This window comes from Brevibacterium sp. ZH18 (genome assembly GCF_022748595.1).
Classification (GTDB): Bacteria; Actinomycetota; Actinomycetes; order Actinomycetales; family Brevibacteriaceae; genus Brevibacterium.
Map to the genome: position 1 here is coordinate 1 of NZ_JALDSX010000021.1, position 24,827 is coordinate 24,827.

Below are 24,827 nucleotides of genomic sequence, written 5' to 3' on the forward strand. Positions count from 1 at the left end.
CGAGATACGACAAGCTCGCCATCACCTATCGAGCGGCCGTCGTGATCAGCGCGATCCTGACATGGCTCCGCCAATAAAGGAGACATGCCCTAGTGCGAGTTGGGTCGCGGGCGGCGGGAATGACGTGCAGAACGGAAACCTCAGCTCGAGCCTCTACATGAGTAGCAGCGCTGTCACGAAGGCAAAGGTCACCTATAACAAGAAGAAGGGATCAGGCGTCTCGGTGAAGTTCGGGTTCCAAGCTGTGAACAAGAAGGGCGGCGCACAGGGGCCAGTGTCGTGGTCGGGCACTTATAAGATGAAAGCGAAGCAGAAGAAGACTGCCACCTTCAGTGGTCATGCAGCTCTGAGCAGTAAGCGCCCGTGTGCTCGTGCACTGATGAAGGACACGATTTCCGGGAAGATTTACTACACTAAAACGACTTCGTGCACGGGGCGCTGAGTGACGCAGTATCTCAACGCTTTTCCGTTCGCCCCTCCAGCCTTCATCCTGGGCGCTGTGATCGTGTTCTTCGTGTCGCGCCCACTTGCTCAGCGAGTTGAAGAACGTCGGATCGTATTGGTGTGCTGGATGGCAAGCTTGGTGTTCATCCTCGCGTTGACATTGACGCCTTCAAGCTATGCATTGAGCATGGAACCCGGTGTGCTGATGTCGCGGAACTGGGTATGGGACCTGCCAGACATGAGTGCGTTTTTCTCGGTGAACTGGCAGTCGATGAACCTGCTGATGTTCATGCCGATTGGAATCACCAGCGCGCTCTTCGCCCGGAGGAAGAGCATCGCTGTGTTTGCGACGGTGGCCTACGCGACCTCGGTCATAGTGGAATTGATCCAGTACCTGGTATTGCCGCTCGCGAGGCCGCAGTTTAACTCAGCCACTGTTGTGATTGGCTGGATTGGGATCACTCTTGGGATCGCCGCGGGCTTGCTTATTCGAACCATGCTGAAGCGCTCTGCTGCCGTCAATAGTGCGGCCGATTCAGGCTGAATGCTTCCTGCCTGCTGCATCGGCTGGGTGCCCTACCGCTGACGGTAGGGCACCCAGTTTTTCGCCACCGCTGAGGTTTGGGCCTGCATGATGGTGGCCGGGCACCGCGTGTGCGCTGACGAAGCTGATCTACGACAAGAAGTCCGAATTGGAGAAGGTCCACGCTGCGGCGAAGGAGATCGAGCTCGACAAGGCTGACCCGCCGGAGCCGATCAAGCTGCACCCGGGATCGCAGAAGGCGCTCGACGAGCTGAATAAGTAAGTCGACGCGGTACGGAGGCGGAACCGGCGGACGCGCACGGGAAAGCTGATGCTCCATGCGGAGCGGCCCGCAAAGTACGGTTTGCGTCACGATAGTGCAATTGCAATCGCGCTATCGTGACGCAAACCGTACTTTGTGCCCAAAAACGTTCGAGGAGCTCTACGGCGCGGATTTCGTCAGGCGCTCACCCCTGGCTCACCCTTGGTTCCACCGCGCTCACCCTTGGAGGAATGCGCGTGCTGCGGCTGCCAGGGCGACGACGTCGTCGACGGCGACCATCTCGCGCGCCGAGTGCATCGAGTACAGCGCCGGGCCCACATCCACCGTGGTCATGCCCAAGCGGGTGGCGGTCAGCGGGCCGATCGTCGATCCACATGGCATCGCATTGTTCGACACGAAGTCCTGATACTCTACGCCGGCGGCCGCGCATGCCCGTGACCAGACGGCCGTGCCCACAGCATCCGTGGCGTAACGCTGCTGCGCGTTGAGCTTGAGCAGCGGACCACCGCCGAGGCGGGGGCGCACATGCGGGTCATGGCGTTCCGGATAGTTCGGGTGGGCCGCATGGCCCGCGTCGGAGGACACGCACACGGAGTTCGCGAGTGCGACGAGGTAGTCGCTGCGAGTCGACTCCGGGTAGAGCGAGGCGATGATGCGCTCAGTGACGTCGGCGAGGAACGGTCCGCATGCGCCGGAACGCGAGTTCGACCCGATCTCCTCATGGTCGAAGCCGGCGAAGAGCGCAATCGCATCGAGGCCAGAAGCGTCGACTTCAGCCAATGCGCACACTCCGGCGTGGACGGAGAGCAGGTTGTCCAACCTCGGCGAGGCGAAGAACTCCTCCGCGGCGCCGAAGACCGCGGGGGTCTGAACGGGGATCGTGTACACGTCGTGTCCGACGACCAACTCAGGATCCACCTCGGCGGAGGCGGCCAGGAGCTCGATGACGTCAGCCTCGGCGAGGTTCGCCAGTCCGATGACCGGGGTGGTGTGGCGCTGTTTGTCCAGCGTCAGTCCCTCGTTGACCTGGCGGTCGAGGTGGATGGCCAGCTGCGGGATGCGCGCGATCGGCGGGGTCTGGGCGAGCACGACGGACCCGTCGGCGAGGCTGAGCTGACCGGCGAACGCGAGCTCACGGTCGAGCCACGAGTTCAGCAGCGGCCCACCGTAGATCTCGACGCCGACCTGGCGGACGCCCTCGGCGGAGAATTCCTCGCCCGGCTTGAGTTTGAACGCGGGGGAGTCCGTGTGCGAACCGAATACGCGGAAGCCGGGAACCGTGTTTGCACCGGCCGGCACTCGCCAGGCGATGATCGCACCGTCGCGGACGACGTAGTGGCCGGCGCCGGACTCGAGCGTCCATGTCGACCGTTCGTCGAGTCGCTGAAAACCAGCGGCGTCGAAGCGCGCGGCCGCAGTGGCGGTGGCATGATAGGAACTGGGGGAGGAGCTGACGAATTCCGTCAGATCGGCTGTGATCTCTGCCGCCGAGCGGGGTCCCATGGACGATGTACTCATTTCCCCAGCCTATCGTTTGCGGTAGCTTTGGCCACAAGGACATCAGTCGTGAAAGACACTGTCCCTTGCACGCCGAGGACCCGTAAGCTGAGTATGGTCAGCTGAGTACCGTCCGCCGAAAGTACAAGGAGTGTTCGAAGTGAACCAGTTCGTTGCCGAATGGAACACGTGGCGGGATTCTCGCAACTCTGCGCTGGCAACACCCTTCGGATGGCTCAGCGTTGTCGGACTGCATTGGCTCGACGAGGAATCGACCTGGGCCGACGCCCCCGGCACCTTCACCGTTGACGACGGCTGGGTGAACGTCGCCCTGGAACCCGGCGCGAAGGCCGGGCCCGCAGCGGCCACCTTCGATCTCATGGGCAAGTCGGGCAAGTTCGGCAAGTCCGCCGAGGCTGCTCCCGTTCCCAGCGAAAAGACCGTCGACGCTGCGGCTGGGGCCAACCCGTCCACCATCGAACTCGCCACCGAAATCGACGAGGTGCCGCTCACGCCCAGCGCCGAGGTGCGGGTGGAGGAGCGCGGCTTCAGCGCGAAGCTGCCTGCCGGCGGCTCCCTCGAGTGGTTCACCGTCGGTCACGTGCTCTACGAACTCATCGATCGCGGCGGACGCATCGGCATCAGAGTCCGGGATTCGAAGTCACCGCTGCTGGGCAAGTTCTTCGAAGTTCCCGCGTTCGACCCGAACCCGTCCTTCGTGTTCCTCGGGAAGTTCACCCCCTTCGAGACACCGCAGGTTCACGGGATCGCAACTGCCCAGGATGACCTCAACCTTGAGGCTACGGCCGTCGGCATCGTCAGCTTCGAGACCGAGGCCGGCGAGGTGAAGCTGTTGGCCACCGGGTGCCCGCGCACCGGACTGCAGCTGGACTTCCACGATTCGACGAACGGCAGGACCACCTCAGCGTGGAGGACCCTCGACCTGGGGGTCGCGAACCAGGACGGCTCGCTCGTCATCGACTTCAACCGCGCGGTCAACTACCCGTTCGCGTTCACTGCCTTCGCCACCTGCCCCGCGCCGATCGAGGGCAACGTCGTCCCGTTCGATGTCAACGCCGGCGAGCGGAAGCCGCCGTTCTTCTACTCCGAGGCGGGCATCAACGTGCCGTTCCTCTTCTATGTGTGGTGGGACGATGAGAGCGCCGAGGTGACTCGCCCCTGGTACTCTCCCTTCGGCCTCGACATCACGGTTCTCAACCCGAATCTGGACAACGGGGAGCAGTCGCTCGTCGGCTACGACGGAGTCGCAATGTCCGGCGGTGACCTCACTCCGCTCAACCGCAAGGGCAGGTCACGCCTGGTCAAGGTCGCGACAGAGGCACTGACTTCGCGCATCCCGGTGATCGGGATCGGAGCCTACGCCGAATTCCTGATCCGGGCGCAGCGCGAACTGCGTGACCAGGAGGGGTACGTCGACGGCATCGAGTCGGAGTACGAGGTCACCGAGGGGAATCTGCTCATCGTCATGAACAACGAGCTGAGGCCGAAGTCGGTCGGGTTCGATGTCGTGCACACCGATGCGAGCGGCCTCCTCTACGTCGAGATGCCCTACGACATCCCGCTCGAATCTGAACTCTCGGAGGTCGACGAGTTCGAAGCGTCGATGCGGGCTGGCAAGCCGATCGCCAGCTGGCAGGAGTTCGACTACCGCACCGCAGCCCTCATCCGCCAGCACCGCTGAGCCCGTGGCGACGCTGAGCCCGTGGCGACGCTGAGCAGCAGGCGACGCTGAGCCTGTGGCACCGCTGAGCGGCAGGCGCCAAGCAGCTCCGGTGCTCGCCGGGTCCGCTCGGTGCGCCCGGTCCGCCCGGCGGGTGGTCGCGCTGACCAGTATTCGCTAACCCAGCTACCCTTCGGTCGCAGCGCAACCCGTGTAAGGGTTGCGCAATGACCGAAGGGTAGCTGAATCGTTGCTCGCCGCCGGGTTGTCCGCAGCCGCGTCGCCCGCCGCCCGTCGCCCGCAGCCGGGCAGCCTGACCGCGCAGTCGCTACCAGATGGTGACGCGCTGCTCCGGGGCAAGGTACATGCCGTCGGAGGCCTCAACACCGTAGGTCTCGTGGAAGGCGCTCATATTCTTCACGACCTGGTTGCAGCGGAACTCCTCGGGGGAGTGCGGGTCGATGCTCAGGCGGCGCACGCGCTCTTCGGTGCGCATCTTCGCCCGCCAGGCCTTGGCCCAGGCTTCGAAGAACGTCGCAGCCTCATCTGCCGACGGCGTCCGACCGAGCTCCAGCTCGAGGGCCTTCCAGCCGATGGACAGTCCGCCTAGGTCGCCGATGTTCTCGCCCACGGTCATTGCGCCGTTGACGTGCTGTGCGGCGTCGAGCCCGGCCGGGACCAGGGCATCGTACTGGGCGATGAGGGCGTTGGTGCGCTCCTCGAAGCGCTCCCGATCCTCGGCCGTCCACCAGTCGACGAGGTTGCCGTCGCCGTCATAGCGTGAACCCTGATCGTCGAAGCCGTGGCCGATCTCGTGGCCGATGACCGCGCCGATGGCCCCGAAGTTTGCGGCCACATCGCCGGTGACGTCGAAGAACGGCGGCTGGAGGATGGCGGCGGGGAAGACGATCTCGTTCATCACCGGGTGGTAATAGGCGTTGACGGTCTGCGGGGTCATGAGCCATTCGGTGCGGTCGATGGGTCCGCCGATGCGCTTGATCTGGCGCACGTGCTCGGCGCGGGCGCAGCGGCGCACATTGCCCACCAGGTCGGAGGAATCGATCGCGGCGGGGTACTCGCGCCACACATCGGGGTATCCGACCTTCGGGGTGAACTTCGAGAGCTTGACCAGCGCCTTCTGCTTGGTCTCCTCGCTCATCCAGTCAAGGTCGGTGATCGACTTGTCATAGGCCTTGATGAGCATCGACACGAGATGGTCGATGGCGTCCTTGGCTGCGGGTGGGAACTCGGCGGCCACGTAGAGCTTGCCGACGGCTTCGCCCAGGAGGCCTTCGACGAGGCCGACGCCGCGCTTCCAACGCTCGCGCAGTGCTGGCGTGCCGGAGAGGGTGCGGGAGTTGAAGTCGAAGTTCTCCTCGACGAACTCGTCGGAGAGCAGCGACGCGGTGGCCGAGACGATGGAGAAGCGCAGCCACACCTTGATGGTGGAGATGTCGGCCTCGGCCCACACCTTGGCCATGCCGGTCACGTACGACGGCTGGCCGACGACGAGGTACTTGAGGTCCTCGGCGTCGGCGGTGAGGACGCCGAACCAGGAGTCGAAGTCGAACTCGGGGCCCAGCTCGCGCAGTTCGGAGATCGAGAACTTGTTGTAGGTCTTCTCGGCGTCGCGGCAGGCGACGCGGTCCCAATGGTGGCGTGCCAGGGCGGTCTCGAACGCCATCACCTTGGCGGCCACCTCGGCGTCGGAGATGTCGCTCATCGCACCGATCCCAGCCAGGGCGGACATCTTCTTCACATGGTCGACGAACTTCACGCGCACCTCGGCGTGGTCGTCGTTGAAGTAGTAGTCCTCGTCGGGCAGGGACAGGCCGGCCTGGTCGAGGTAGAGGGCGTAGACGTCGGAGTCCTTCGCGTCGGCGGTGACGTAGCCGCCGAGCACTCCGCCGATGCCTTCGGTCTCGAGGCGAGCGAGGAGGGCGGCGAGTTCGGACTTGTCCTCGGCCGCGTCGATGGCGGCGAACGAGGAATCGAGGGGGTGCACGCCGAGTTCGTTGATGCGCTGGAGATCCATGAAGGAGGTGAAGAGGTCGGCGACCTTCTGGCCCTCGCTGCCGGGTTCCTGCGGGGTGTCGGTGACGGTGCGGATGATGTCGCGGACCTTGGTCTCTGCGGTGTCGAAGAGCTCGCGCATCGCGCCGTCGCCCGCGCGGTCATCGGGAATGGTGAACGTGTCGATCCACTCGCCGTTGACGTGGCGGTAGAGATCGTCCTGAGGGCGCGCCGAAGCGTTCGATGTTTCAGAAGTCATGGTGCAACAGTATCGTGATCGGTAGGCAGAACGATGAGGAGGAATGCATGAGTATGGCATCCGTGGTGTTCGTGTGCACGGGCAACATCTGTCGGTCGGTCACGGCCGAACGCGTGCTCCAGCATCATCTCGAGGTCAACGGCGTCGAGGCGGTCGTCGACTCCGCCGGCATCAGCGACGAAGAGGCCGGCAACCCTATCGATCGGCGGCAGGCTCGGGTGCTCGCCGCCGCCGGCTACCGCACGGATGATCACGTTGCCCGCCAGATCACGCCCGAATGGCTGGCTGAGCGCGATGTCGCGATCGCGATGACCTACCGTCACTATCGTGCGCTGCAGGAACTGATCGCAGACCTTCCCGCCGAGGCGGCTCCGCAGCTGCGCATGCTGCGCGAGTTCGATCCCCGGGTCGGGTCAGGATCGACGACGGAGTCGTCAGCAGCAGGAGACGGAATGTCGCCGAGGTGGGCCGACGGAGCGCCGGCCCCCGACGTTGACGACCCGTGGGGCGGCGAATTGCAGGATTTCGAAGAAACTCTTGAGACAATAGAGGTGTCCGTGCCGGGACTCACGGACTATCTGAATTCGTTGGCCGAGCAGACTCGGTGATACTGAAGGTAATTTCTGAAGGAGAAACTCACATGACTCGAACACAGTGGTCCACTCTCAAGTTGGGCTTCGCGGCTCTGCTGGTGGCTGCCCTGAGTGTCTTTGCCTTTGCTGCTCCGGCCAGTGCCCATGACCAGCTCGTGTCATCGAACCCCGAGGACGGATCCAAGCTCGACAAGCAGCCGGAATGGATCGAGATGATGTTCTCCGGTGATGTGCAGGAAGTCGGCTCCGAGGTCAAGGTCGTCACCGACGGTAAGGATGTCTCTGCCGGTGAACTCGCCGTCGACGGCAAGAAGCTCACGGTGGCTCTGCCGGACAACCTCAAGCCGGGCGACTACAAGGTGACCTGGCGGGTTGTGTCGGCCGACGGTCACCCGATCTCCGGTGACTTCGACTTCACGCTCAACGACGCCGAAGGTGCGGGCGGAGCGGTTGAGGAGTCCTCGCAGGCCGGACTCGGCGGCGGTGTCGTCGACGAACCGGGCAAGAACACCGAGGATCGCGGTCAGATCGGCGAATCCGCTGACAGTGACTCCGGTATGTCGACGCCGATGATCGTGCTGCTCAGCGTCGGCGGTTTGGCGATCATCGTCATCGTCATCCTGCTCATGCGTCGCAAGGCCCAGGGCCTGCCCGGCACCACCAATAGCGACGACTCGGGAGACGGACCGAAGGACGACTGAGCCTGATTGGTGCAGCTGATTGAGGTCAGCACGACTGAGGTCAGCACGGCTGACGTCGCTCAGCACGACTGACCGGCTGCCGCACGCGGTGGACGCGGTGAGCAGATGAACCGACAGCAGGGCCCCGGAAGCAGATGCTCCCGGGGCCCTGCTGCATCTGTGTGAGAGGCCTCAGCCGCCCACGCGAGCCCCGCGGGCACGGTCGATGAACAGGCCGATCAGCACTGCAGCGCATCCGATCGCTGATATCGCGAGGGCAACGAAGATGCCACTCGCCGTGGGATGGCCGTCGGCGCCCAGATGCGCTGCGAGCACAGCGCCGGAGATCGCGCTGCCGAAGGAGCCGCCGACGGTTCGCAGCACCTGATTGAAACTGACCGCGCTGCCCAACTCTTCTGCCGCGACGGTGCGGGCGATGAGTGCGGGCATCGCCGCATACGTGGTGCCGACACCCATGCCGACGACGAACATGCCGACCAGGATCTCCCAGAGTTGGGTATGAGCGAAGAGCAGCAGAATCGATGACGCGGTGACCAGCGTTGCGCCCAACGGCAACAGGGTGGCCATCCGAATCCGCTTCGTCAGATGTCGCACGAGGCGGTTGGCGAGGAAGCTGCCGACCGAGAACGGAAGCATCACAAAGCCCGCCCAGAATACCGGCAGGGCAACGCCATATCCGGTTTCGCTCGGCGCCTGCGCGATGATGCTGCCGATCGACAGCACCATATACATCACCGTGCCGAGGGTGATGGCCGTCAAGTTCGCGACGAGGGCGTCCGGGCTGCGGAGGACCCGAAGATTGATCAGCGGATGCCTCACGCTCAGTTCCAGGAGAACCCAGATCGTCAGCAGTATGGCCGCAACCGCGAAACACCCCAGCGTCGGCAGCGCGGCCCATCCCCAGGTCTCTCCTTCACTGACTCCGAGGAGCAGAGCCGCGAGACCGAAGGCAAGCACTGTCGCACCCGGCACGTCGAAGCGGACTCGCGGTGCCTGCGTGTCCGGTCCCGAGGGGACAGCAATGATCACGACAATCATGGCTGTGGCGACGAAGAGCGCTGCGAACCAGAACGCGAACTGATAGTCGAGCGATCCCGCGATGAGTCCCGTCAAGGGATACCCGATGCCCATTCCCGTCGACACGGTCACCGACAGGCTGGCGATGCCGCGAGTGCTCTTCTCCGCAGGCAGATACCGGCGGGCAAGAGCGATCGTCATCGGCACGATGCCGTAGCTCAGTCCCTGCAGTGCACGCCCGATCAGGAAGACGGCGAAGTTAGTGGCAAGGGCGGCGGTGATCGAGCCCAGCAAGATGATGGTGAGGGCGCCGACGAGGAGTCTCTTCTTGTGTGGGCCATCGCTGAGCCGTCCCATCACCGGGGTCACGATCGCTCCGACGAGCAGGTTGATCGTGAGCATCCATTGGGCGGTGCTGATCGAGACATGGAATTCGGCCGAGATCGTCGGTACGAGCAGCATTCCCAGCGAGCTGACGATCGCCGTCGACAGTGCCGCGTAGATGAGAGCGGGGAGCAGATTTCCACCTGATCCCCGCTCACTCATTCCCGGTCTCCTGCATCAGCTTGCGCAGTACGGGCACTGCCGCTGACAGCGTCGCGCGCTCTGAGTTGTCAAGACGTTCGACCAGCGCTTCGGCGAGCCAGCGAGTGCCGGCAGCGTGTTCGCTTTCGAGTGCGACGCGTCCGGTCTCGGTGATCTGGACGCGGACCTTGCGGCGGTCGATGTCGTCGCGTGCTCGGGTGACGAAGGAGAGTTCTTCCAATTCGCGCAGTGCCACTGCGACTGCCTGCGGAGTGATTCGTTCTGACGCGGCGAGTTCGGATGCTGTGGCCGGACCCTGCTCATTCAGACGGCCGAGGATTCCGGACTTCCCGAGTGAGATCGTCCGCTCCTTATTGAAACGGCGGATGAGCGGTCGGAGTGCGCTGCGGAATTCCGCAGCAAGGTTCGGATCAGGCATTGCCTCACTATACAAACAGATTGATCAATCTAGTTGTCGAGTCCAGAGTGAAAGATGAAGCGAACGTGACCGCTTGGGCGGAATAGAACCGTGCTGAGCCGCTGTTGTTCCAGATAACTGATCTTTGAACTTTCTCGACTGAAGGACCGCATCGCTTTGTCCGTGCCACTGAATATTCTCGACCTCGTCCCGATCCGTGAAGGATCCACCGCTCGCGAGGCCATCGCCACCTCGATGCACGCCGCACGTCTGGCCGATGAACTCGGCTACCGGCGTCTCTGGTTCGCTGAGCATCACAACACCATGGGATTGGCTGCGAGTGCGACGGCGCTGCTCATCTCCCAGGCCGCCTCGGTGACTGAGAAGATCCGTGTGGGCTCGGGCGGAGTGATGCTGCCGAACCACGCTCCGCTCATGGTCGCCGAGCAGTACGGAACTCTGGCCAACATCCACGGCGATCGCATTGATCTGGGGTTGGGTCGCGCGCCTGGCACCGATGGGATGACGGCGCAGGCGCTGGCCCGTTCGTCGGCCGAGCCGCAGTCCTTTGCGCAGAACATCTATGACATGCAGGGCTGGTTCGGGCCAGAAGGCAAGGCTCACACGACTCCGATCGAGTCTGCTGTCTCGGTCGGCACCGACGTTCCCATCTGGGTGTTGGGTTCGACGATGAACGGCGCGTCGATCGCCGGTCAGCTGGGGCTGCCGTTCTCGTTGGCTTCGCACTTTGCGCCCGATCAGATCGATGAGGCAATCCGCGTCTACCGAGATTCCTTCACCACCGAGGCTCCTACCGCACAGATCGACGAGCCCTACGTCATGGCTGGGATCAATGTGCTGGTTGCCGAGACAGACGAAGAGGCCGAGCGTGAGTTCACGACGGTGAAGCAGATGTTCGCCGACATCGGCCGCGGTCGCCGTCGTCACCTGCAGCCGCCGGTCGACCCGAGCGAGCTGGCCGGAGGCGGCGAGAGCCCGATGCTCCGGATCAGCGCCGTGGGTTCGCCGGAGACGGCAACCCGTCAGATGTCGGAGTTCGTCGAGCGCACCGGTGCCGATGAGCTCATCACCGTCACCTACGCCTATGACCCCGCAACGGCGGAGCGTTCCCTGAAGCTGCTTGCCGACGCCTGGTTCTGAGGCCGCGCCTCACCACATCAGTCTGCGGCGTGATGGTTCGACTCAACGTGTCTCAAAACTTGTGATCCGTTCTCGACTTCGGCGTTTGGGATACGAGACGCCGAGCTTTCTTTGGTCCGTCTATGTGTTGATCACTCCCAGATTAGAGACTGTGGACTCCAGATCCGGGGGTCACTCAAGTTCGACACAGCCCCGTCGATGAAGTCTCGAACAAGATCCACTGCGTCAAAGACAGTGGCATGCCGGTTGCAGTACGAAATTCGACTGGCTGCGGTCCTATATCGGCTCTTCCATTCCTCCGCAGGCACGCGATCGGCGAAGTCGACGCTCGACAGCCCCCGATGGTGGGCTTCGGTGACGATAGCCTGCCTCAGGAGGTGACTCTCGATCTCCTGGGTCGAGGCATAGGTGACGATGTCAACTAGATCCTTCGTCCGTGTCGAACGCTGACCATTGGGACGAATTTCGACCATGGCGCATGCTTTGTCGGCGATCTGGTCGACAAGTGGGTAGAGTCGGTAGGTCCCCTGCGGCAGCCGTGGCAACAGCTGAGCCGAAGGAGACTTCCTTTCCTCTACTGCTCCAACCAGAGAAGTGGGCGAAACGACGAGATCGACGCTGACGTTGTTCAGCTTCGTCTGCCCGCAGTAGGTACCAAAGGTGAGCACTGCGCCCTCTCGAGCGCCTTGACCGTTCCCCTCGAGAGTTGAGGCTGTGGTGAGCAGAGTGAATCGAAAGAAGTAGCCCAGGTTCACGCTGGCAAGTTCTTTCAGCTCCTGAATCGCAGTCTGGAGTGTGCGATTCTCGCGAAGGAGGTCAATGTCTTTTGTTGCTCTGGCGTCGGGGAGTCTCACGAGGGTGCTCGTTCCTCCTTTGAGGACCCAGCCGGGATCGGACGCAGTAAACACACGGGCGAGCAGCCTGTTGCGATACTCCATCTCAACGATGGTGTTGGCGTTTCCGCCGACTACTTTCGATTGCCTCTTTGCCACGTCAGATATTGCTCTTAAGACAGCGTTAGGGCTCGTATAGTCAGTCATCAGCGATCCCCTCATTGGGCTTCATGCGACCGTCTGACTTGTGCGGTCGAGATGCAGCCGACATGCCAAGAGCCGACCATGCCGAGTTGTGGAGTGCCTCGACATTACCGATCTTCAGATCCGGAGTCACTTTCTTAGCGATGTCCGCCATCGCCCTTTGGAAGGCTGGCGATGAGGGGGAATCGAGAACGAGGTGGGGCAGTTGTGGACGAAGTGAATCCATCAGTGGCTTGAGGGGTCCGGAGAGCAGGGAAGCAATAGCGCCGCGCTCGAATTCGTTGGAGCCTGACATGAGGAAACGCACGAAATCTGATCCGTCCGCGAAGCTATTCCGGTGTGCAAGAGGATCGAGGAGAGCACGCAGACGGTCAAAGTTGACCTTGCCGAATTCGATGTCCCCGAACGCGTCGGTAACCAGCGAGAGATCTTCGTGAGAGTCAATGAGATCTGCGGTTGTTCTCTCAATCGTCGTGCACGGTAGGCCCTCAACGACGGTGATGTCGTCGCCAGTGATCGCGCGTCGCCGAAGACGAACATCCTCTCGCCTCGTTCGCTTTCTCGTAGTCGACACGAACTCAAGCTTGTCGGGAATGAGTTGACCGATGCCCCACAGCTCTGCGGCAGATCGGTGAGTGACCGCGAACCCTGCCGGATCTTCCTCTATACGTTCGAACGCGAAGCGTTGAGGATCGAGGCTCAGCCAGGCCGCTCTGAGTGCAGAATGCTGCCCTGTTGCCCCCTCGGCAGTGGCGTACACACCATGTGCGAGGCGCTCAATCACGTTCTGATCGGCTAGGCGACTGAGTGCCAGCCGGGAAATTCCGCGGCGCTGGGCCTGCTGCGTTGTCAGCAGGCCACCTTGCTCAGAAGCGAGATCTAGCACTTCAGTGACTATTCTGGACATACACCAATTGTATCTCATAGTGATACTTTCGGGGCATGTGTGATTACTCCGCCAACCGCACATACGCCGCCAGTCCTGTGTCCTCCGAGGCCAATGCTCGTGCGGTGTCGAGGATTGTCTTCTCCATCGCCGAGGCGGCTCTGGTCGGCCGTACGTCCGCTCGGGTGGCGAGGCTGACCGTTCGCGACAGGCTCGGTTCCACCAATTGTGCCGAGGTCAGTCGCGGCCGGTCGACGAGGACCATGGCCGGGACGACTGCGATGCCGAGGCCGCGTTCGACGAACCGCAGCACCGCATCCATCTCCGCACCCTCGACGACGATGTTCGGAGCCAGCCCCGCCGCATCGAAGGCCGCCGAGGTAGCTTCGCGCAGATCGTACCCGTGGTGGAACAGCACCTGGGGGAGTGCCGCGACTTCCGCCAGAGTCACCGTGTCACCGGGCAGAAGTGGGGTACCGCTGTTGCTGGCGCCTGACCACGGGGTGCTCCCGCCCGAACGGCGGTCCGCCGCCGCGATCACGACCAGGTCCTCACTTAGCACCCCCTGCATCCGCAGCCTCGGCATCTGCGCGCTGGGACCCAGCGTCCTGGTGATGAGCGCAAGATCGAGCTCACCAGCACCCAACGCCTCAATGAGCGCCCGCGATCCTTTCTCCACCAGCTCGAGCTCGACCCCAGGATGCTCGCGGTGGAAGCGACTGATCGCCTCGGCGACGAGGCTGACGCACAACGTCGGCGTCGCACCCAGGCGGATGCGACCCTGCCGCAGGCCGGCGAGCTCATCCATGTCACGGCGGACAGCCTCGGCGTCGGCGAGCATCCGCCGGGCCGTCGGCAGCAGAGTTTCACCTGCTGCGGTGAGACCGATGTGTCCATGGGTGCGATGGAAGAGTTCGGAACCGAGCTCCTTCTCCAGCGTCGAAATCTGCCGACTCAACGAGGGTTGCGCCAGGTGAAGTGCGGCGGCGGCCTTCGTGAAATGTCCTGTGTTGGCGACCTCGACGAAGCTTGAGAGCTGTTCCAGATTCATGCCAATAGCCTATCGCTATCAGCTCCAGCCAAACAATGCATTGGACGCATAGAGCGGCCGAATCTAGCGTGGAAGACATGAACACCACACAGGCAAATGCCCGCACCAAAGAACATACGATCTCCACCTCGGTGCTGGTCATCGGCACCGGCGGATCCGGCTTGCGCGCCGCGATCGAGGTCGCCGAGGCCGGCACGGACGTCCTCGCCGTGGGCAAGCGCCCGAAGGGTGACGCCCACACCTCGCTGGCGGCCGGCGGCATCAACGCGGCCCTGGCCACCATGGACCCCGAGGACAGCTGGCAGCAGCACGCGGCCGACACGATCAAGGAATCCTATGACCTCGCCAACCCCCGCACCGTCGAAATCGTCACCCAGGGAGCCGAGCAGGGAATCGCTGACCTGGAGCGATACGGAATGGACTTCGCGAAGGAGGACGACGGTCGGATCTCGCAGCGCTTCTTCGGCGCCCACACCTGGCGTCGCACCGCTTTCGCCGGCGACTACACGGGCCTGGAAATCCAGCGCACCCTCATTCATCGTGCCGAGGCCCTGAAAGTTCCCATTCTCGACCGCGTCTACATCACGAAGCTCCTCGTCGCCGACGGCCGCATCTTCGGTGCCTTCGGCTTCGACATCGTCGACGGCTCCCGCTACCGGATCCATGCCGACGCTGTCATCCTCGCCGCCGGTGGCCACAATCGGATCTGGCGCCGCACCTCCTCCCGCCGCGACGAGAACACCGGCGACTCCTTCCGTCTGGCCGTCGAAGCCGGCGCTCGTCTGCGCGATGCCGAGCTGGTTCAGTTCCACCCCTCGGGCATCATCGAACCCGAGAACGCGGCCGGCACCCTGGTCTCCGAAGCCGCCCGCGGCGAAGGCGGAATCCTGCGCAACGGGCTGGGGGAGCGGTTCATGGAACGCTACGATCCCGAGCGCATGGAACTCTCCACTCGTGACCGTGTGGCCCTGGCCGCCTACACGGAGATTGCCGAGGGCCGTGGCACGGAGAACGGCGGAGTCTGGCTCGACGTCTCCCACCTGCCGCGCGAGACCATCATGAACCGCCTGCCGCGCGTGTTCCAGACGATGATGGAGACGCAGATGCTCGACATCACGGTCAGCCCCATCGAGATCGCCCCGACCGCGCACTATTCGATGGGCGGGGTGTGGGTCGATCCCGTCGAGCACAGCACCGACGTCGAGGGACTCTGGGCCATCGGCGAGGCATCGTCCGGGCTCCACGGGGCCAACCGCCTCGGCGGGAATTCGCTCATCGAACTCCTCGTCTTCGGTCGCATCGTCGGCCGGTCCGCCGTCGCGTACTCGGGTGATCTGGGTGCGCAGGTGCGGTCGCAGTCCGCCATCGCCGAGGCGCGGGCTGAGATCGATGATCTGCTTGCCTCCGAGGGCACGGAGAATGTCCGGGCGCTGCAGCGCGAGATCCGCAACCTCATGACCGAGCACGCCGGAGTCGTCCGCGACGAAGCCGGGCTGCTGGCCGGACTCGCGAAGCTCGCCGACATCGAGGCACGGATGGGCGTTGTCGGAATCCACCCGGACATCGCCGGATTCGCGGATCTCTCACACGCTTTCGACCTCAAATCCTCGGCGCTTGCGGCCAGGGCAACCCTGGAGTGCGCGCTCGAACGCAGGGAGACCCGCGGCTGCCACAACCGCAGCGACTACCCCGAGCAGGATGAGAACCTGCAGGTCAACCTCGTGTGGTCGCCGTCAACCGGAGTAGTCCGCGAGGACATTCCGGCTGTCGACCCCGAGGTCGCCGAACTCATGCGCCACGAGGAGATCAGCCAGGTCGGCAAGCTCGTGGAGTAGCGCTCGCCCCGAAGGGAGCCGCCGAGGTGGTCGTGCACCTCGGCGGCTCTCGCTCAGTTTTCGTATCCGCTCAGTCCTCATCCTCGATGTCAGCCGCGCGGGCGGCCTCGTGTCGAGCCTGCTTGAGCTTGTATTGGCGGGCGACCGTGATGAAGATGATCGCAATGAGGGCACCGGTTGCGCCGCCGACGATGAGCGAGGTGCTGTCCGAGTTTGCGATGTTTGAGCCTAGCCCTGCGTCGATGAGTGGGTGCCCGGCAGTCTGGTGATAGACGATGGCGAGCAGCCAGAGGATGGCAAAGGCCGCGGAGATGATCTGCGAGAGAGCGCGGCGCTTGGGTGCGACGCGGGCTGTGGCGAGTGCGAAGTCGATGCCTTCGCGTTTGCAGTAGCTCGAGACCGCGATGCCGATGACTCCCGTTCCCAGAATGAGAGGCACGGTCCAGAGTCCTGCTCCGATCACCGCGAAGAGCAGTCCGAGAATGTAGAACACATAGATCGAGACGACCGATCCGAACGTGTAGGCCCGGAGGATGACATCACGTTCGCGTTCGTCACCCATCGATGGGTCGTTGAACCCGGCGATCCTGTCGGCGAGTTCGTTGGGCTTGTGTGCCTTGTTCGTGTTGGTCATGTTTCCTCCTGCAATGAGAAGATCTCTTCCACGGTGGTTGCCAGAGCTTTCGCGATCCGCAGTGCCAGATACACGCTCGGCGCATAGTCGCCGCGTTCGGTCGAGATGATGGTCTGACGCGATACGCCCGTCAGTTGAGCCAGCTGAGCTTGAGTGAGGCCTGCTATCTTGCGAACCGACTTGAGCCTCGATGTCTGCACTTCCACTTCGTCTCCGCCTCTGTCAAAATGTCAATGATGCTTTACGTTAAAAGTAAAGCATCGTTGACGCGATGGAGTCAAGGATAGTTAACATTTACGTGGAGTCGTGTTGATTGTCGCTCCAGCGATTCGCAGTGTTGGAGGGATGAGAGCAGTGTTGCCCGGGCTCGAATGTGAAGAAGTCATGATGACGCGTTAAGACCGCATTAAGATTGCGCATCCGCCCCCTCAGCCAGGCGTGAGATGGACTCATGACATCAACTCCATCTCAGCCCTTCAGCGGAGGCGCAGACTCATGAACTGGCTCACCGGCATCACGCAGGTCCTCCTGGTCATCGCGCTCCTCGCCGCCGCTCACGTCCCGCTGGGCAACTACATGGCTCGAGTCTTCCTCTCCTCGAAGGACACGAAGCTCGAGGCCGTCATCTACCGCATCACGGGCATCGACTCAGCGTCCGAGCAGCGGTGGCGAACCTACTTCCTCGCGGTGCTCGGCTTCTCGGTGGTCTCGCTCGTCGTCCTCTTCGGCCTTCTCCGCCTTCAGCACGTTCTGCCGCTGAGCAACGGCAAGCCCGGAGTGGCCGTCGATCAGGCCCTCAACACCGCAGTCTCCTTCGTGACGAACACGAACTGGCAGTCATACAGCGGTGAGACGACCATGGGTTTCCTCGCCCAGATGGCCGGACTCGCGGTCCAGAACTTCGTCTCCGCCGCAGTCGGCATCGCCGTGGCAGTCGCTCTCATCCGCGGCTTCATGCGGCAGCGCTCACTGTTCATCGGCAACTTCTGGGTTGACCTCACCCGAGCCACGCTGCGCGTCCTGCTGCCCATCTCGATCATCGCCGCGGTCGTCTACATCGCCCTGGGTGTCGTCGACAACCTCAGCCCTGACCTGGTCGTTCACACGGTGACAGGTGCGAACGGGGCGACCCAGACAATTCCCGGCGGGCCGGACGCCAGCCAAGAAGTCATCAAGCACCTCGGCACAAACGGCGGAGGGTTCTTCAACGCCAACTCCGCTCACCCGCTCTCGGCGCCGAACGCCCTGATCAACCTCGCCAACGTCTTCCTCATCCTTCTCATCCCCTCCGCACTGCCGCGCACCTTCGGTGTCATGGTCGGCAGCCGCAAACACGGATGGGCGATCCTCGCGGCCATGGCCACCCTCTTCGTCCTTTCACTCGCCGCAGTCATCGCCACCGAAACCTCGGCGACCACCCCGGCCGTCCAAGCGGCAGGCGGTGCCATGGAAGGACGGGAGCTTCGTTTCGGCATCATCCCCTCTGCCTTCTTCGCCGTCGCCACCACGATGACCTCAACCGGGGCCGTCGACTCCGCACACTCGAGCTACTCGGGACTGGGCGGGGGAGTGCTCATGCTCAATATGATGCTCGGCGAAATCGCCCCCGGAGGCGTCGGCTCGGGCCTCTACGGCATGCTCATCATCGCGATCATCGCCGTATTCGTCTGCGGGCTCATGGTCGGGCGAACCCCGGAATTCCTCGGCAAGAGGATCGGACGTACCCAGATCACTCTGGCCAGCCTCGTCCTCCTCGTCTCCCCGACACTGACGCTGGCCGGTACTGCCGTGGCCACCCTCTTGCCGGGCACCGCGGACTCGATCCTCAACTCGGCCGCGCCCGGAAACCAGCCCAACCCACACGCACTGTCCGAGGTCCTCTATGCCTTCACCTCCGCAGCCAACAACAACGGATCCGCCTTCGCCGGCCTCGACGCGAACACTCCCTTCTTCAACATCGCGCTCGCCGTGGTGATGCTCCTCGGCCGTCTCGTCCCGATCGGGGCGGTGCTCGCCCTGGCCGGATCATTCGCAGCCCAGCCCACCGCCGAGGCGACTCCTGGCACACTGCCCACCCACCGACCCCTGTTCGTCGGGGTGACCGTGGGCGTCGGCCTCGTCGTCAGCGCACTGACATTCCTCCCCGTCCTCGCCCTCGGGCCCATCAATGAAGGACTCCTCTGATATGGCCATCACCTCAAACCCGAAGAGCACCACTCGCACTGTCAGTGCCCCGGCGCTTGCCTCGGCACTCGTCCTCGGGCTCAGAAAGCTCGACCCACGCACCGCCTGGCGCAACCCGGTGATGTTCCTCGTCGAGATCGGCGCGGCCATCACCCTCGTCCTGGCAATCGCCGACCCCAACCGTTTCACCTGGGCGATCAGCATCTGGCTCTTCCTCACGGTGGTCTTCGCCAACACCGCCGAGGCACTGGCTGAGGGGCGGGGGAAGGCTCAGGCAGCCTCACTGCGAGCCTCCCGTGTCACCGCAGATGCCAAGCGAATTCTGCCCGACGGAACCACGGAATCCGTTCCCGCCTCCGGCCTGCGCGCCGGTGACCGAGTCCTTGTGACCGCCGGCGAGGTCATCCCCGGAGACGGAGATGTCGTCGAGGGCGCGGCAACCGTCGACGAATCGGCGATCACCGGCGAATCCGCCCCCGTCATCCGCGAGGCCGGTGGAGATCGGTGCGCCGTGACAGGAGGCACCAGGGTGCTTTCGGACTCGATCACGGTCGTCATCACCGCGAGCCCCGGCGAAAGCTTCCTCGACACGATGATCTCGATGGTCGAAGGTGCGAACCGGCAGAAGACCCCCAATGAGATCGCACTGGGAATCTTCCTCGGAGTGCTCACCATCATCTTCGTCCTCGTCGTCATCACCCTCGCGCCGATCGCCTCATTCTCCGGCGCCCCGCAGACCCTGACCGTGCTCATCGCCCTCCTCGTCTGCCTCGTGCCCACCACGATCGGTGCTCTGCTCTCTGCCATCGGCATCGCCGGCATGGACCGACTCGTTACGGCAAACGTCCTCGCGAAGTCCGGTCGGGCCGTCGAAGCCGCCGGTGACGTCTCGACCCTGCTGCTCGACAAGACGGGAACGATCACTATCGGCGATCGTCAGGCGACCGACTTCGTGCCCCTGGGGTCTGTGACAAATGATCAGATCGCCGAGGCGGCGCGGCTGTCCTCGCTCGCCGACACCACCCCGGAGGGGCGGTCCATCGTGGTTCTCGCCGAGGGCGAGTACCGCATCGAGGGCACGAGCATCGACGACCATCCCGATGCCGAATTCATCCCCTTCTCCGCGACCACCCGACTCTCGGGAATCATCCTGCCCGTGGCCGGTCAGGAGAATGCTGCCCGCACGATCGTCAAGGGCGCCGCGAAGGAGGTCATCGCCTGGGCAGCAGACCGCGGCGCGGAGGTCCCGGCCGGGGCCATGGCCGAAGTCGAGCGCATCAACACCGGCGGAGGCACAGCCCTGCTCGTCGCTGAGGCTGCCACCTCCCCGGCAACCTCAGCCGCCACCTCGACAACCCCAGCCACCTCCCCGACAGCCCCAGCCGCCACCTCGGCGACGGTGCTCGGTGTCATCGACCTGCGTGACATCGTCAAGCCGGGCATGGCCGATCGCTTCGCGCACTTGCGGGACATGGGGATTCGGACCGTGATGATCACCGGCGACAACGAGCTCACGGCGCGGTCGATCGCCCGCGAAGCCGGGGTCGACGACTTCCTCGCCGAGGCCACCCCCGAGGACAAACTCGCTCTCATCAGATCCGAGCAGTCGGGCGGGCGAATGGTCGCGATGACCGGGGACGGGACGAATGACGCTCCCGCATTGGCTCAAGCCGATGTCGGGGTCGCCATGAACACGGGCACGACGGCTGCCAAGGAGGCCGGTAACCTCGTCGACCTCGATTCGGATCCGACGAAGCTCATCGACATCGTCGCCATCGGCAAACAGCTGCTCATCACCAGGGGTGCATTGACGACGTTCTCAATCGCCAACGACGTCGCCAAATACTTCGCGATCGTCCCAGCCATGTTCCTCATCGCATTCCCCGGCCTCGGGGCGCTCAACATCATGGGCCTGCACAGCCCTCAATCGGCGATCCTCTCGGCGGTGATCTTCAACGCCCTCATCATCATCGCTCTCATCCCCGTCGCCCTGCGCGGGGTGAGGTTCGCGACGTCGAGCGCCTCGGCGCTGCTGCGCAAGAACCTCCTGATCTTCGGCCTCGGAGGGCTCATCGTGCCCTTCATCGGGATCAAACTCATCGACCTCGTCATCTCCGGTCTGCTCTGAAAGAACGACACCATCATGCTCACCATCTTCGGACGACAGGTCCTCACCGGCGCCAAAGTCCTCCTCGTTTTCACCCTGCTCCTCGGACTCGCCTACCCACTGGCCATGGTTCTCTTCGCCAAGGCCATGCCTGCCCAGGATTCCTCGATCCGCAATTCCGCCGGAGAAGTCGTCGGCTCCTCCCATATCGCCCAGCCCATGTCGGGAGATCGCTGGTTCTTCCCCCGCCCTTCGGCTGGAGACTACGACGGGCTGGCCTCGGGAGCCTCGAACCTGGCGACGACGAACCCCGAACTCGTCGCTATGATCGAGAACCGGCGTGCCAAGATCGCAGTGAGAGAGAACGCAGATCCGGCCAGCATTCCTGCGGATGCTCTGACATCTTCGGCTTCAGGCCTCGATCCGGACATCAGCCCTGAGTATGCTCGACTGCAGGTCATCCGCGTCGCGCGGGAGACGGGGCTGAGCCAGAAGGAGGTCGAGTCCATGGTCGAGGCGAACACGCACCAGCCGCTGCTCGGCTTCATCGGCGAACCACGCGTCAACGTCGTCACGCTCAACAACGACCTCGCCAACTCAGGCGCAGCGGACCGCTCGAGCGGCGAGCACTGATGGCACCACCTCGGCGAGGGAAGCTCACGGTCTTCCTCGGGTACGCCCCGGGAGTCGGGAAGACTGTGGCCATGCTCGAGGCTGCCGCCACCGCGCGAGACAACGGCCGCGACACGGTCCTCGGCATCGTCGAGGACCACGGGCGGGCCTATACGCGGAGACTGACGACTGACTTCGAGATCATTGCGCGCAAGAGTGTGGACTATTGCGGGCGCTCCTTCGGAGAATTGGACGCCGAGGCAGTCCTGGCCCGGGCGCCGGAACTCGCCGTCATCGATGAGCTGGCCCACACCAATGTTGTGCCGCAGTCCGGCACCGACCCAAGATCGGCGGCAGGGCCCGCCGTGCCCACCGCCCCGTCTTCCCAGACAGGGCGTGCGAAGCGCTGGCAGGACGTCGACGCGATCCTGGCCGCCGGCATCGATGTCTTCACGACGATCAACATCCAGCACCTCGAATCCCTCGGCGACGTCGTCGGATCGATCATCGGCCGTGCCCAGGCCGAACGCGTCCCGGACCCGTTCCTGCGCTCGGCTGATGAGATCGAACTCGTCGACATCAGCCCCATCGCGCTGCGTGCCCGCCTCGTCGAGGGAAGCATCTACGCCGCCTCCAAGGTCGACGCCGCGATGTCGAACTACTTCCGCCTCGGCAATCTCACCGCACTGCGAGAACTCGCGCTGCTCTGGTTGGCAGATCGTGTCGACGAGGGACTCGAGAGCTACCGCGATGAGAAGGGCATCCGTGAGACGTGGGCGGCTCGCGATCGCATCCTCGTGGCGATCACAGGCGGGCCGGAATCGACCACGCTCATCCGCCGGGGGCTGCGCATCGCAGGCAGAGTCGCCGGACGCGAACTCCATGTCGTCCACGTCATCGAACCCGACGGCACCCGGCGATCCGGAGCGCCCGACCTGCTCAAGGCCCGTGAGCTCGCCGAATCGAATCAGGCTACCTGGCACACCGTCGTCGGAGACGATGTCGCCAAAGCCCTCGTCGAGTTCGCTCGTACGCTCAACGCCTCGCAGATCGTCCTCGGAGTCTCACGCACCCCCTGGTACAGGAGGGTATTCGGCCCGGGAGTGGGCGGCCGAGTCATCAGCGCCGCCGCCGATATCGACGTGCACATGGTCACTCATGCTCAGGCTGCAACGCTCTGGCGGCCCGGTCTCGAACCGAGGCGCTCAAATCCGCTCTCGAGAATCCGCCGTATCCTCGGGTGGGTCATCGGCGCCCTTGCCCCACTGGCCCTGACCGCTCTGTTCATCGCACTCGGTGATGGGGCAACCTCGCTGAGCATGAACTTCCTGGCCTATATCACCGTCGTGGTCGTCGTCGCTCTCATCGGCGGTCTGTGGCCGGCGGTGATGACGGCCGTCCTCGGGACGATCCTCATCAACTGGTTCTTCACCCATCCCGTGGAATCGTTCTCGATCGGACAGCTCGAGAACATCCTCGCACTGCTCATCTTCATCGCCGTCGCCGTTGCCGTGGCAACCGTCGTCGACCTCGCTGCCCGCCGGTCCCGGCAGGCTCAGATCGCCGAGCATGAGGGTGCCGTGCTCAGCGAACTCGCCGGATCGATGATCGCCGAGGGTGACAGCCCCGAGGCCATGGTCTCGAGCATCCGCACGACCTTCTTCCTCGACGGGGTGACTCTCTTTGTGCGTGGTGACGATGCTGCCGGGCAGTGGCGGGCGCTGGCCGCGGCGGGTGAACCGATCCGGTCCCGGGCAGAGGCCAGCGAGACGATCGACCTCGATGACTCGGCGTACCTGGCACTCACCGGCGGCCCGTTGAGCGCCGGAGAACAGAGAATCCTCGACGCCTATGCGGGCCGTCTCCTGCGGGTGCTGACCGAATCAGCCCTTGAGACCAGCCGTTCCCAAGCGCGAGAACTCTCCGCCGGAAATGCCGTGCGCACGGCCCTGCTGACCGCGGTCTCCCACGATCTGCGCACGCCTCTCGGCGCTATCAAGACGGCGACGTCGACGCTTCTGCTTGAGGAGATCAGTCTCTCCGCCGCCGATGAGGCGATCATGCTGCGCACCATCGAACACGGCGCGCAGAGACTCGAGAAGCTCATCGACAATCTCCTCGATATGAGCCGGATCCAATCCGGAGCCCTCACGATTTCTACCAGCCCGGTCCTCGTCGAGGACGTTGTCGCCTCGGCGCTGAACGAGGTGCGCGGCGAGGGTGGAGGCGGGAGTGCCAGCGAGCCGCGGCTCCCGCAGGTCACGGTCGACATCGAACCGGAGAGCTTGATCAGCGTCGACTTCGGGCTCTTCGAACGAGTGCTGGTCAACATCGTTGAGAATTCCGCGAAATACGGTGAGGGCTCGCCCATCATGATCGATGCCTCCACCGGCGCCGAGGCGGTCCACCTGAGGATTGCGGACTCAGGCCCCGGGGTGTCCCAGGATGCCCTCGAGTCCATCTTCACCCCGTTCACCAGGCTCAACGAAAGCAACACCGTGGGACTGGGGCTGGGCATGGCTGTTGCTTCGGGGCTGTGCAGGGCCATGGGAATTGAGCTCAGTGCGGAACAGACCCCCGGTGGCGGGTTCACCGCGGTCCTCACGATCCCACGAGCAGTCAGCACTCCTGAGGAGGATCAATGATCGGCGAACAGCTCAAACGTGTGCTCATCGTCGAAGATGACACCGACATCGCCACGGCGGTGAGCATCGGACTGCGCGGTAAGGGCCACGAGGTTGCCGTCGCGACGAGCGGGCGGCAGATGAACGAAGTGCTCGCCGAGACGGAGGTCGATGTCATCTTCCTCGACCTCGGGCTTCCCGACGTCGACGGACTCGAACTCATCACCCAGGTGCGCCAGTGGAGCGCAGTGCCCATCGTCGTCATCTCCGCCCGTCACGATTCGCAGGGGAAGATCGCCGCGCTCGACGCCGGTGCCGACGACTATGTGACGAAGCCCTTCTCGCTGGGGGAGGTGCTCGCCCGGCTCCGGGCGATCGAGAGGCGAGCCGGGTCCGGCAGCGAATCAAGCGTGCTGAGAACCGCCGACGGACGCGTGGTCATCGACCTTGCGGCGCATGTCCTTCACGTCGAGGGCACTCAGGTGCACCTGACGCCCATCGAGTGGAACATGCTCGCGGTCTTCGCCAAGCACAAGGGGGCTCTCGTCGATGCGCGGACCCTGCTGACCGAGGTGTGGGGCCCCGAATACGTCGGCGAGCGAGGGTATCTGCGTGTCTACATGTCGCAGCTGCGGCAGAAGCTCGAGGTTGATCCCGCCCAACCGCAGTATCTGCACACCCAGATGGGAATGGGTTACCGCTTCACCCCTTAGGCGTTCCGCGGCTCAAGCACCGGCACACA

At 63.8% G+C, this 24,827-nt stretch carries 22 protein-coding genes; 13 read left to right on the forward strand and 9 right to left on the reverse strand.

What is annotated here, in order from left to right; all coding sequences use genetic code 11:
• From MPN20_RS09420 to MPN20_RS09430, 3 genes are all read left to right on the forward strand, one after another.
• A partial coding sequence (locus tag MPN20_RS09420) for a hypothetical protein (RefSeq protein ID WP_242781478.1) occupies positions 1-442 on the forward strand: 442 nt, incomplete at its 5' end.
• Positions 443-988 carry a hypothetical protein gene (locus MPN20_RS09425; RefSeq protein WP_242781480.1) on the forward strand — a complete coding sequence of 182 codons (546 nt, stop codon included), beginning with the start codon at positions 443-445 and terminating at the stop codon, positions 986-988.
• A 115-nt stretch (positions 989-1,103) separates the two neighbouring features.
• On the forward strand, positions 1,104-1,250 hold the full coding sequence (locus tag MPN20_RS09430; RefSeq protein ID WP_278189793.1) for a TAXI family TRAP transporter solute-binding subunit: 147 nt from the start codon (positions 1,104-1,106) through the stop codon (positions 1,248-1,250).
• Positions 1,251-1,466: 216 nt separating this feature from the next.
• On the opposite strand, the gene MPN20_RS09435 is transcribed toward MPN20_RS09430, so the two are convergent.
• Positions 1,467-2,768, reverse strand: a complete 1,302-nt coding sequence (locus MPN20_RS09435; protein WP_242781484.1) for a M18 family aminopeptidase — start codon at positions 2,766-2,768, stop codon at positions 1,467-1,469.
• A 139-nt stretch (positions 2,769-2,907) separates the two neighbouring features.
• Between MPN20_RS09435 and MPN20_RS09440 the strand changes: the two genes are divergently transcribed.
• Positions 2,908-4,449 carry a DUF1684 domain-containing protein gene (locus MPN20_RS09440; RefSeq protein ID WP_242781486.1) on the forward strand — a complete coding sequence of 514 codons (1,542 nt, stop codon included), beginning with the start codon at positions 2,908-2,910 and terminating at the stop codon, positions 4,447-4,449.
• Between the two features lie 307 nt (positions 4,450-4,756).
• On the opposite strand, the gene MPN20_RS09445 is transcribed toward MPN20_RS09440, so the two are convergent.
• A complete protein-coding gene (locus tag MPN20_RS09445; protein WP_242781488.1) occupies positions 4,757-6,700 on the reverse strand; it encodes a M13-type metalloendopeptidase in 1,944 nt (647 codons plus the stop codon).
• A 47-nt stretch (positions 6,701-6,747) separates the two neighbouring features.
• Here MPN20_RS09445 and MPN20_RS09450 point away from each other — a divergent pair, with 47 nt between their 5' ends.
• Positions 6,748-7,308, forward strand: a complete 561-nt coding sequence (locus MPN20_RS09450; protein WP_242781490.1) for a low molecular weight protein-tyrosine-phosphatase — start codon at positions 6,748-6,750, stop codon at positions 7,306-7,308.
• Positions 7,309-7,340: 32 nt separating this feature from the next.
• A complete protein-coding gene (locus tag MPN20_RS09455; RefSeq protein WP_242781493.1) occupies positions 7,341-7,994 on the forward strand; it encodes a copper resistance CopC family protein in 654 nt (217 codons plus the stop codon).
• 171 nt (positions 7,995-8,165) lie between these two features.
• Here MPN20_RS09455 and MPN20_RS09460 read toward each other — a convergent pair whose 3' ends face one another.
• Positions 8,166-9,557, reverse strand: coding sequence for an MFS transporter (locus MPN20_RS09460; RefSeq protein WP_242781494.1), 1,392 nt, complete (start codon positions 9,555-9,557; stop codon positions 8,166-8,168).
• Positions 9,550-9,975, reverse strand: coding sequence for a MarR family transcriptional regulator (locus tag MPN20_RS09465; RefSeq protein WP_242781501.1), 426 nt, complete (start codon positions 9,973-9,975; stop codon positions 9,550-9,552). Before MPN20_RS09465 ends, MPN20_RS09460 begins: the two co-directional genes overlap by 8 nt.
• A 156-nt stretch (positions 9,976-10,131) precedes the next feature.
• On the opposite strand from MPN20_RS09465, the gene MPN20_RS09470 reads away from it, so the two are divergent.
• A complete protein-coding gene (locus MPN20_RS09470; protein WP_242781503.1) occupies positions 10,132-11,115 on the forward strand; it encodes an LLM class flavin-dependent oxidoreductase in 984 nt (327 codons plus the stop codon).
• Positions 11,116-11,246: 131 nt separating this feature from the next.
• Here MPN20_RS09470 and MPN20_RS09475 read toward each other — a convergent pair whose 3' ends face one another.
• From MPN20_RS09475 to MPN20_RS09485, 3 genes are read right to left on the reverse strand one after another with little or no spacing between them, the layout of a single operon-like run.
• The gene (locus MPN20_RS09475; RefSeq protein WP_242781505.1) at positions 11,247-12,155 is read right to left on the reverse strand and encodes a nucleotidyl transferase AbiEii/AbiGii toxin family protein; all 909 of its coding nucleotides are present in this window, start codon (positions 12,153-12,155) and stop codon (positions 11,247-11,249) included.
• The gene (locus tag MPN20_RS09480; protein WP_242781507.1) at positions 12,148-13,059 is read right to left on the reverse strand and encodes a type IV toxin-antitoxin system AbiEi family antitoxin domain-containing protein; all 912 of its coding nucleotides are present in this window, start codon (positions 13,057-13,059) and stop codon (positions 12,148-12,150) included. Before MPN20_RS09480 ends, MPN20_RS09475 begins: the two co-directional genes overlap by 8 nt.
• Positions 13,060-13,102: 43 nt before the next feature.
• Positions 13,103-14,089, reverse strand: a complete 987-nt coding sequence (locus MPN20_RS09485) for a LysR family transcriptional regulator (RefSeq protein WP_242781508.1) — start codon at positions 14,087-14,089, stop codon at positions 13,103-13,105.
• A 77-nt stretch (positions 14,090-14,166) separates the two neighbouring features.
• Between MPN20_RS09485 and MPN20_RS09490 the strand changes: the two genes are divergently transcribed.
• Positions 14,167-15,924: an FAD-dependent oxidoreductase gene (locus tag MPN20_RS09490; RefSeq protein WP_242781510.1), complete on the forward strand. Its 1,758-nt coding sequence runs from the start codon at positions 14,167-14,169 to the stop codon at positions 15,922-15,924.
• Between the two features lie 70 nt (positions 15,925-15,994).
• On the opposite strand, the gene MPN20_RS09495 is transcribed toward MPN20_RS09490, so the two are convergent.
• Together MPN20_RS09495 and MPN20_RS09500 are read right to left on the reverse strand one after the other, a co-directional pair.
• The gene (locus MPN20_RS09495) at positions 15,995-16,558 is read right to left on the reverse strand and encodes a hypothetical protein (protein ID WP_242781511.1); all 564 of its coding nucleotides are present in this window, start codon (positions 16,556-16,558) and stop codon (positions 15,995-15,997) included.
• On the reverse strand, positions 16,555-16,764 hold the full coding sequence (locus MPN20_RS09500; protein ID WP_242781512.1) for a helix-turn-helix transcriptional regulator: 210 nt from the start codon (positions 16,762-16,764) through the stop codon (positions 16,555-16,557). The genes MPN20_RS09495 and MPN20_RS09500 overlap by 4 nt, the downstream gene beginning before the upstream one ends.
• Before the next feature lie 289 nt (positions 16,765-17,053).
• Between MPN20_RS09500 and kdpA the strand changes: the two genes are divergently transcribed.
• The 5 genes from kdpA to MPN20_RS09525 are packed head-to-tail and all read left to right on the forward strand — an operon-like array spanning position 17,054 to position 24,798.
• Complete coding sequence (gene kdpA / locus MPN20_RS09505; RefSeq protein WP_242781513.1) at positions 17,054-18,742, forward strand: potassium-transporting ATPase subunit KdpA; 1,689 nt, start codon at positions 17,054-17,056, stop codon at positions 18,740-18,742.
• A gap of 1 nt (position 18,743) precedes the next feature.
• Positions 18,744-20,870 (forward strand): HAD-IC family P-type ATPase, encoded by a 2,127-nt coding sequence (locus MPN20_RS09510; RefSeq protein WP_242781514.1) that lies wholly within the window; start codon positions 18,744-18,746, stop codon positions 20,868-20,870.
• A 15-nt stretch (positions 20,871-20,885) separates the two neighbouring features.
• Positions 20,886-21,482 (forward strand): potassium-transporting ATPase subunit C, encoded by a 597-nt coding sequence (locus MPN20_RS09515; RefSeq protein WP_242781515.1) that lies wholly within the window; start codon positions 20,886-20,888, stop codon positions 21,480-21,482.
• On the forward strand, positions 21,482-24,106 hold the full coding sequence (locus MPN20_RS09520; protein ID WP_242781516.1) for a DUF4118 domain-containing protein: 2,625 nt from the start codon (positions 21,482-21,484) through the stop codon (positions 24,104-24,106). Before MPN20_RS09515 ends, MPN20_RS09520 begins: the two co-directional genes overlap by 1 nt.
• Complete coding sequence (locus MPN20_RS09525; protein ID WP_242781517.1) at positions 24,103-24,798, forward strand: response regulator; 696 nt, start codon at positions 24,103-24,105, stop codon at positions 24,796-24,798. The genes MPN20_RS09520 and MPN20_RS09525 overlap by 4 nt, the downstream gene beginning before the upstream one ends.
• Positions 24,799-24,827: the final 29 nt, after the last annotated feature.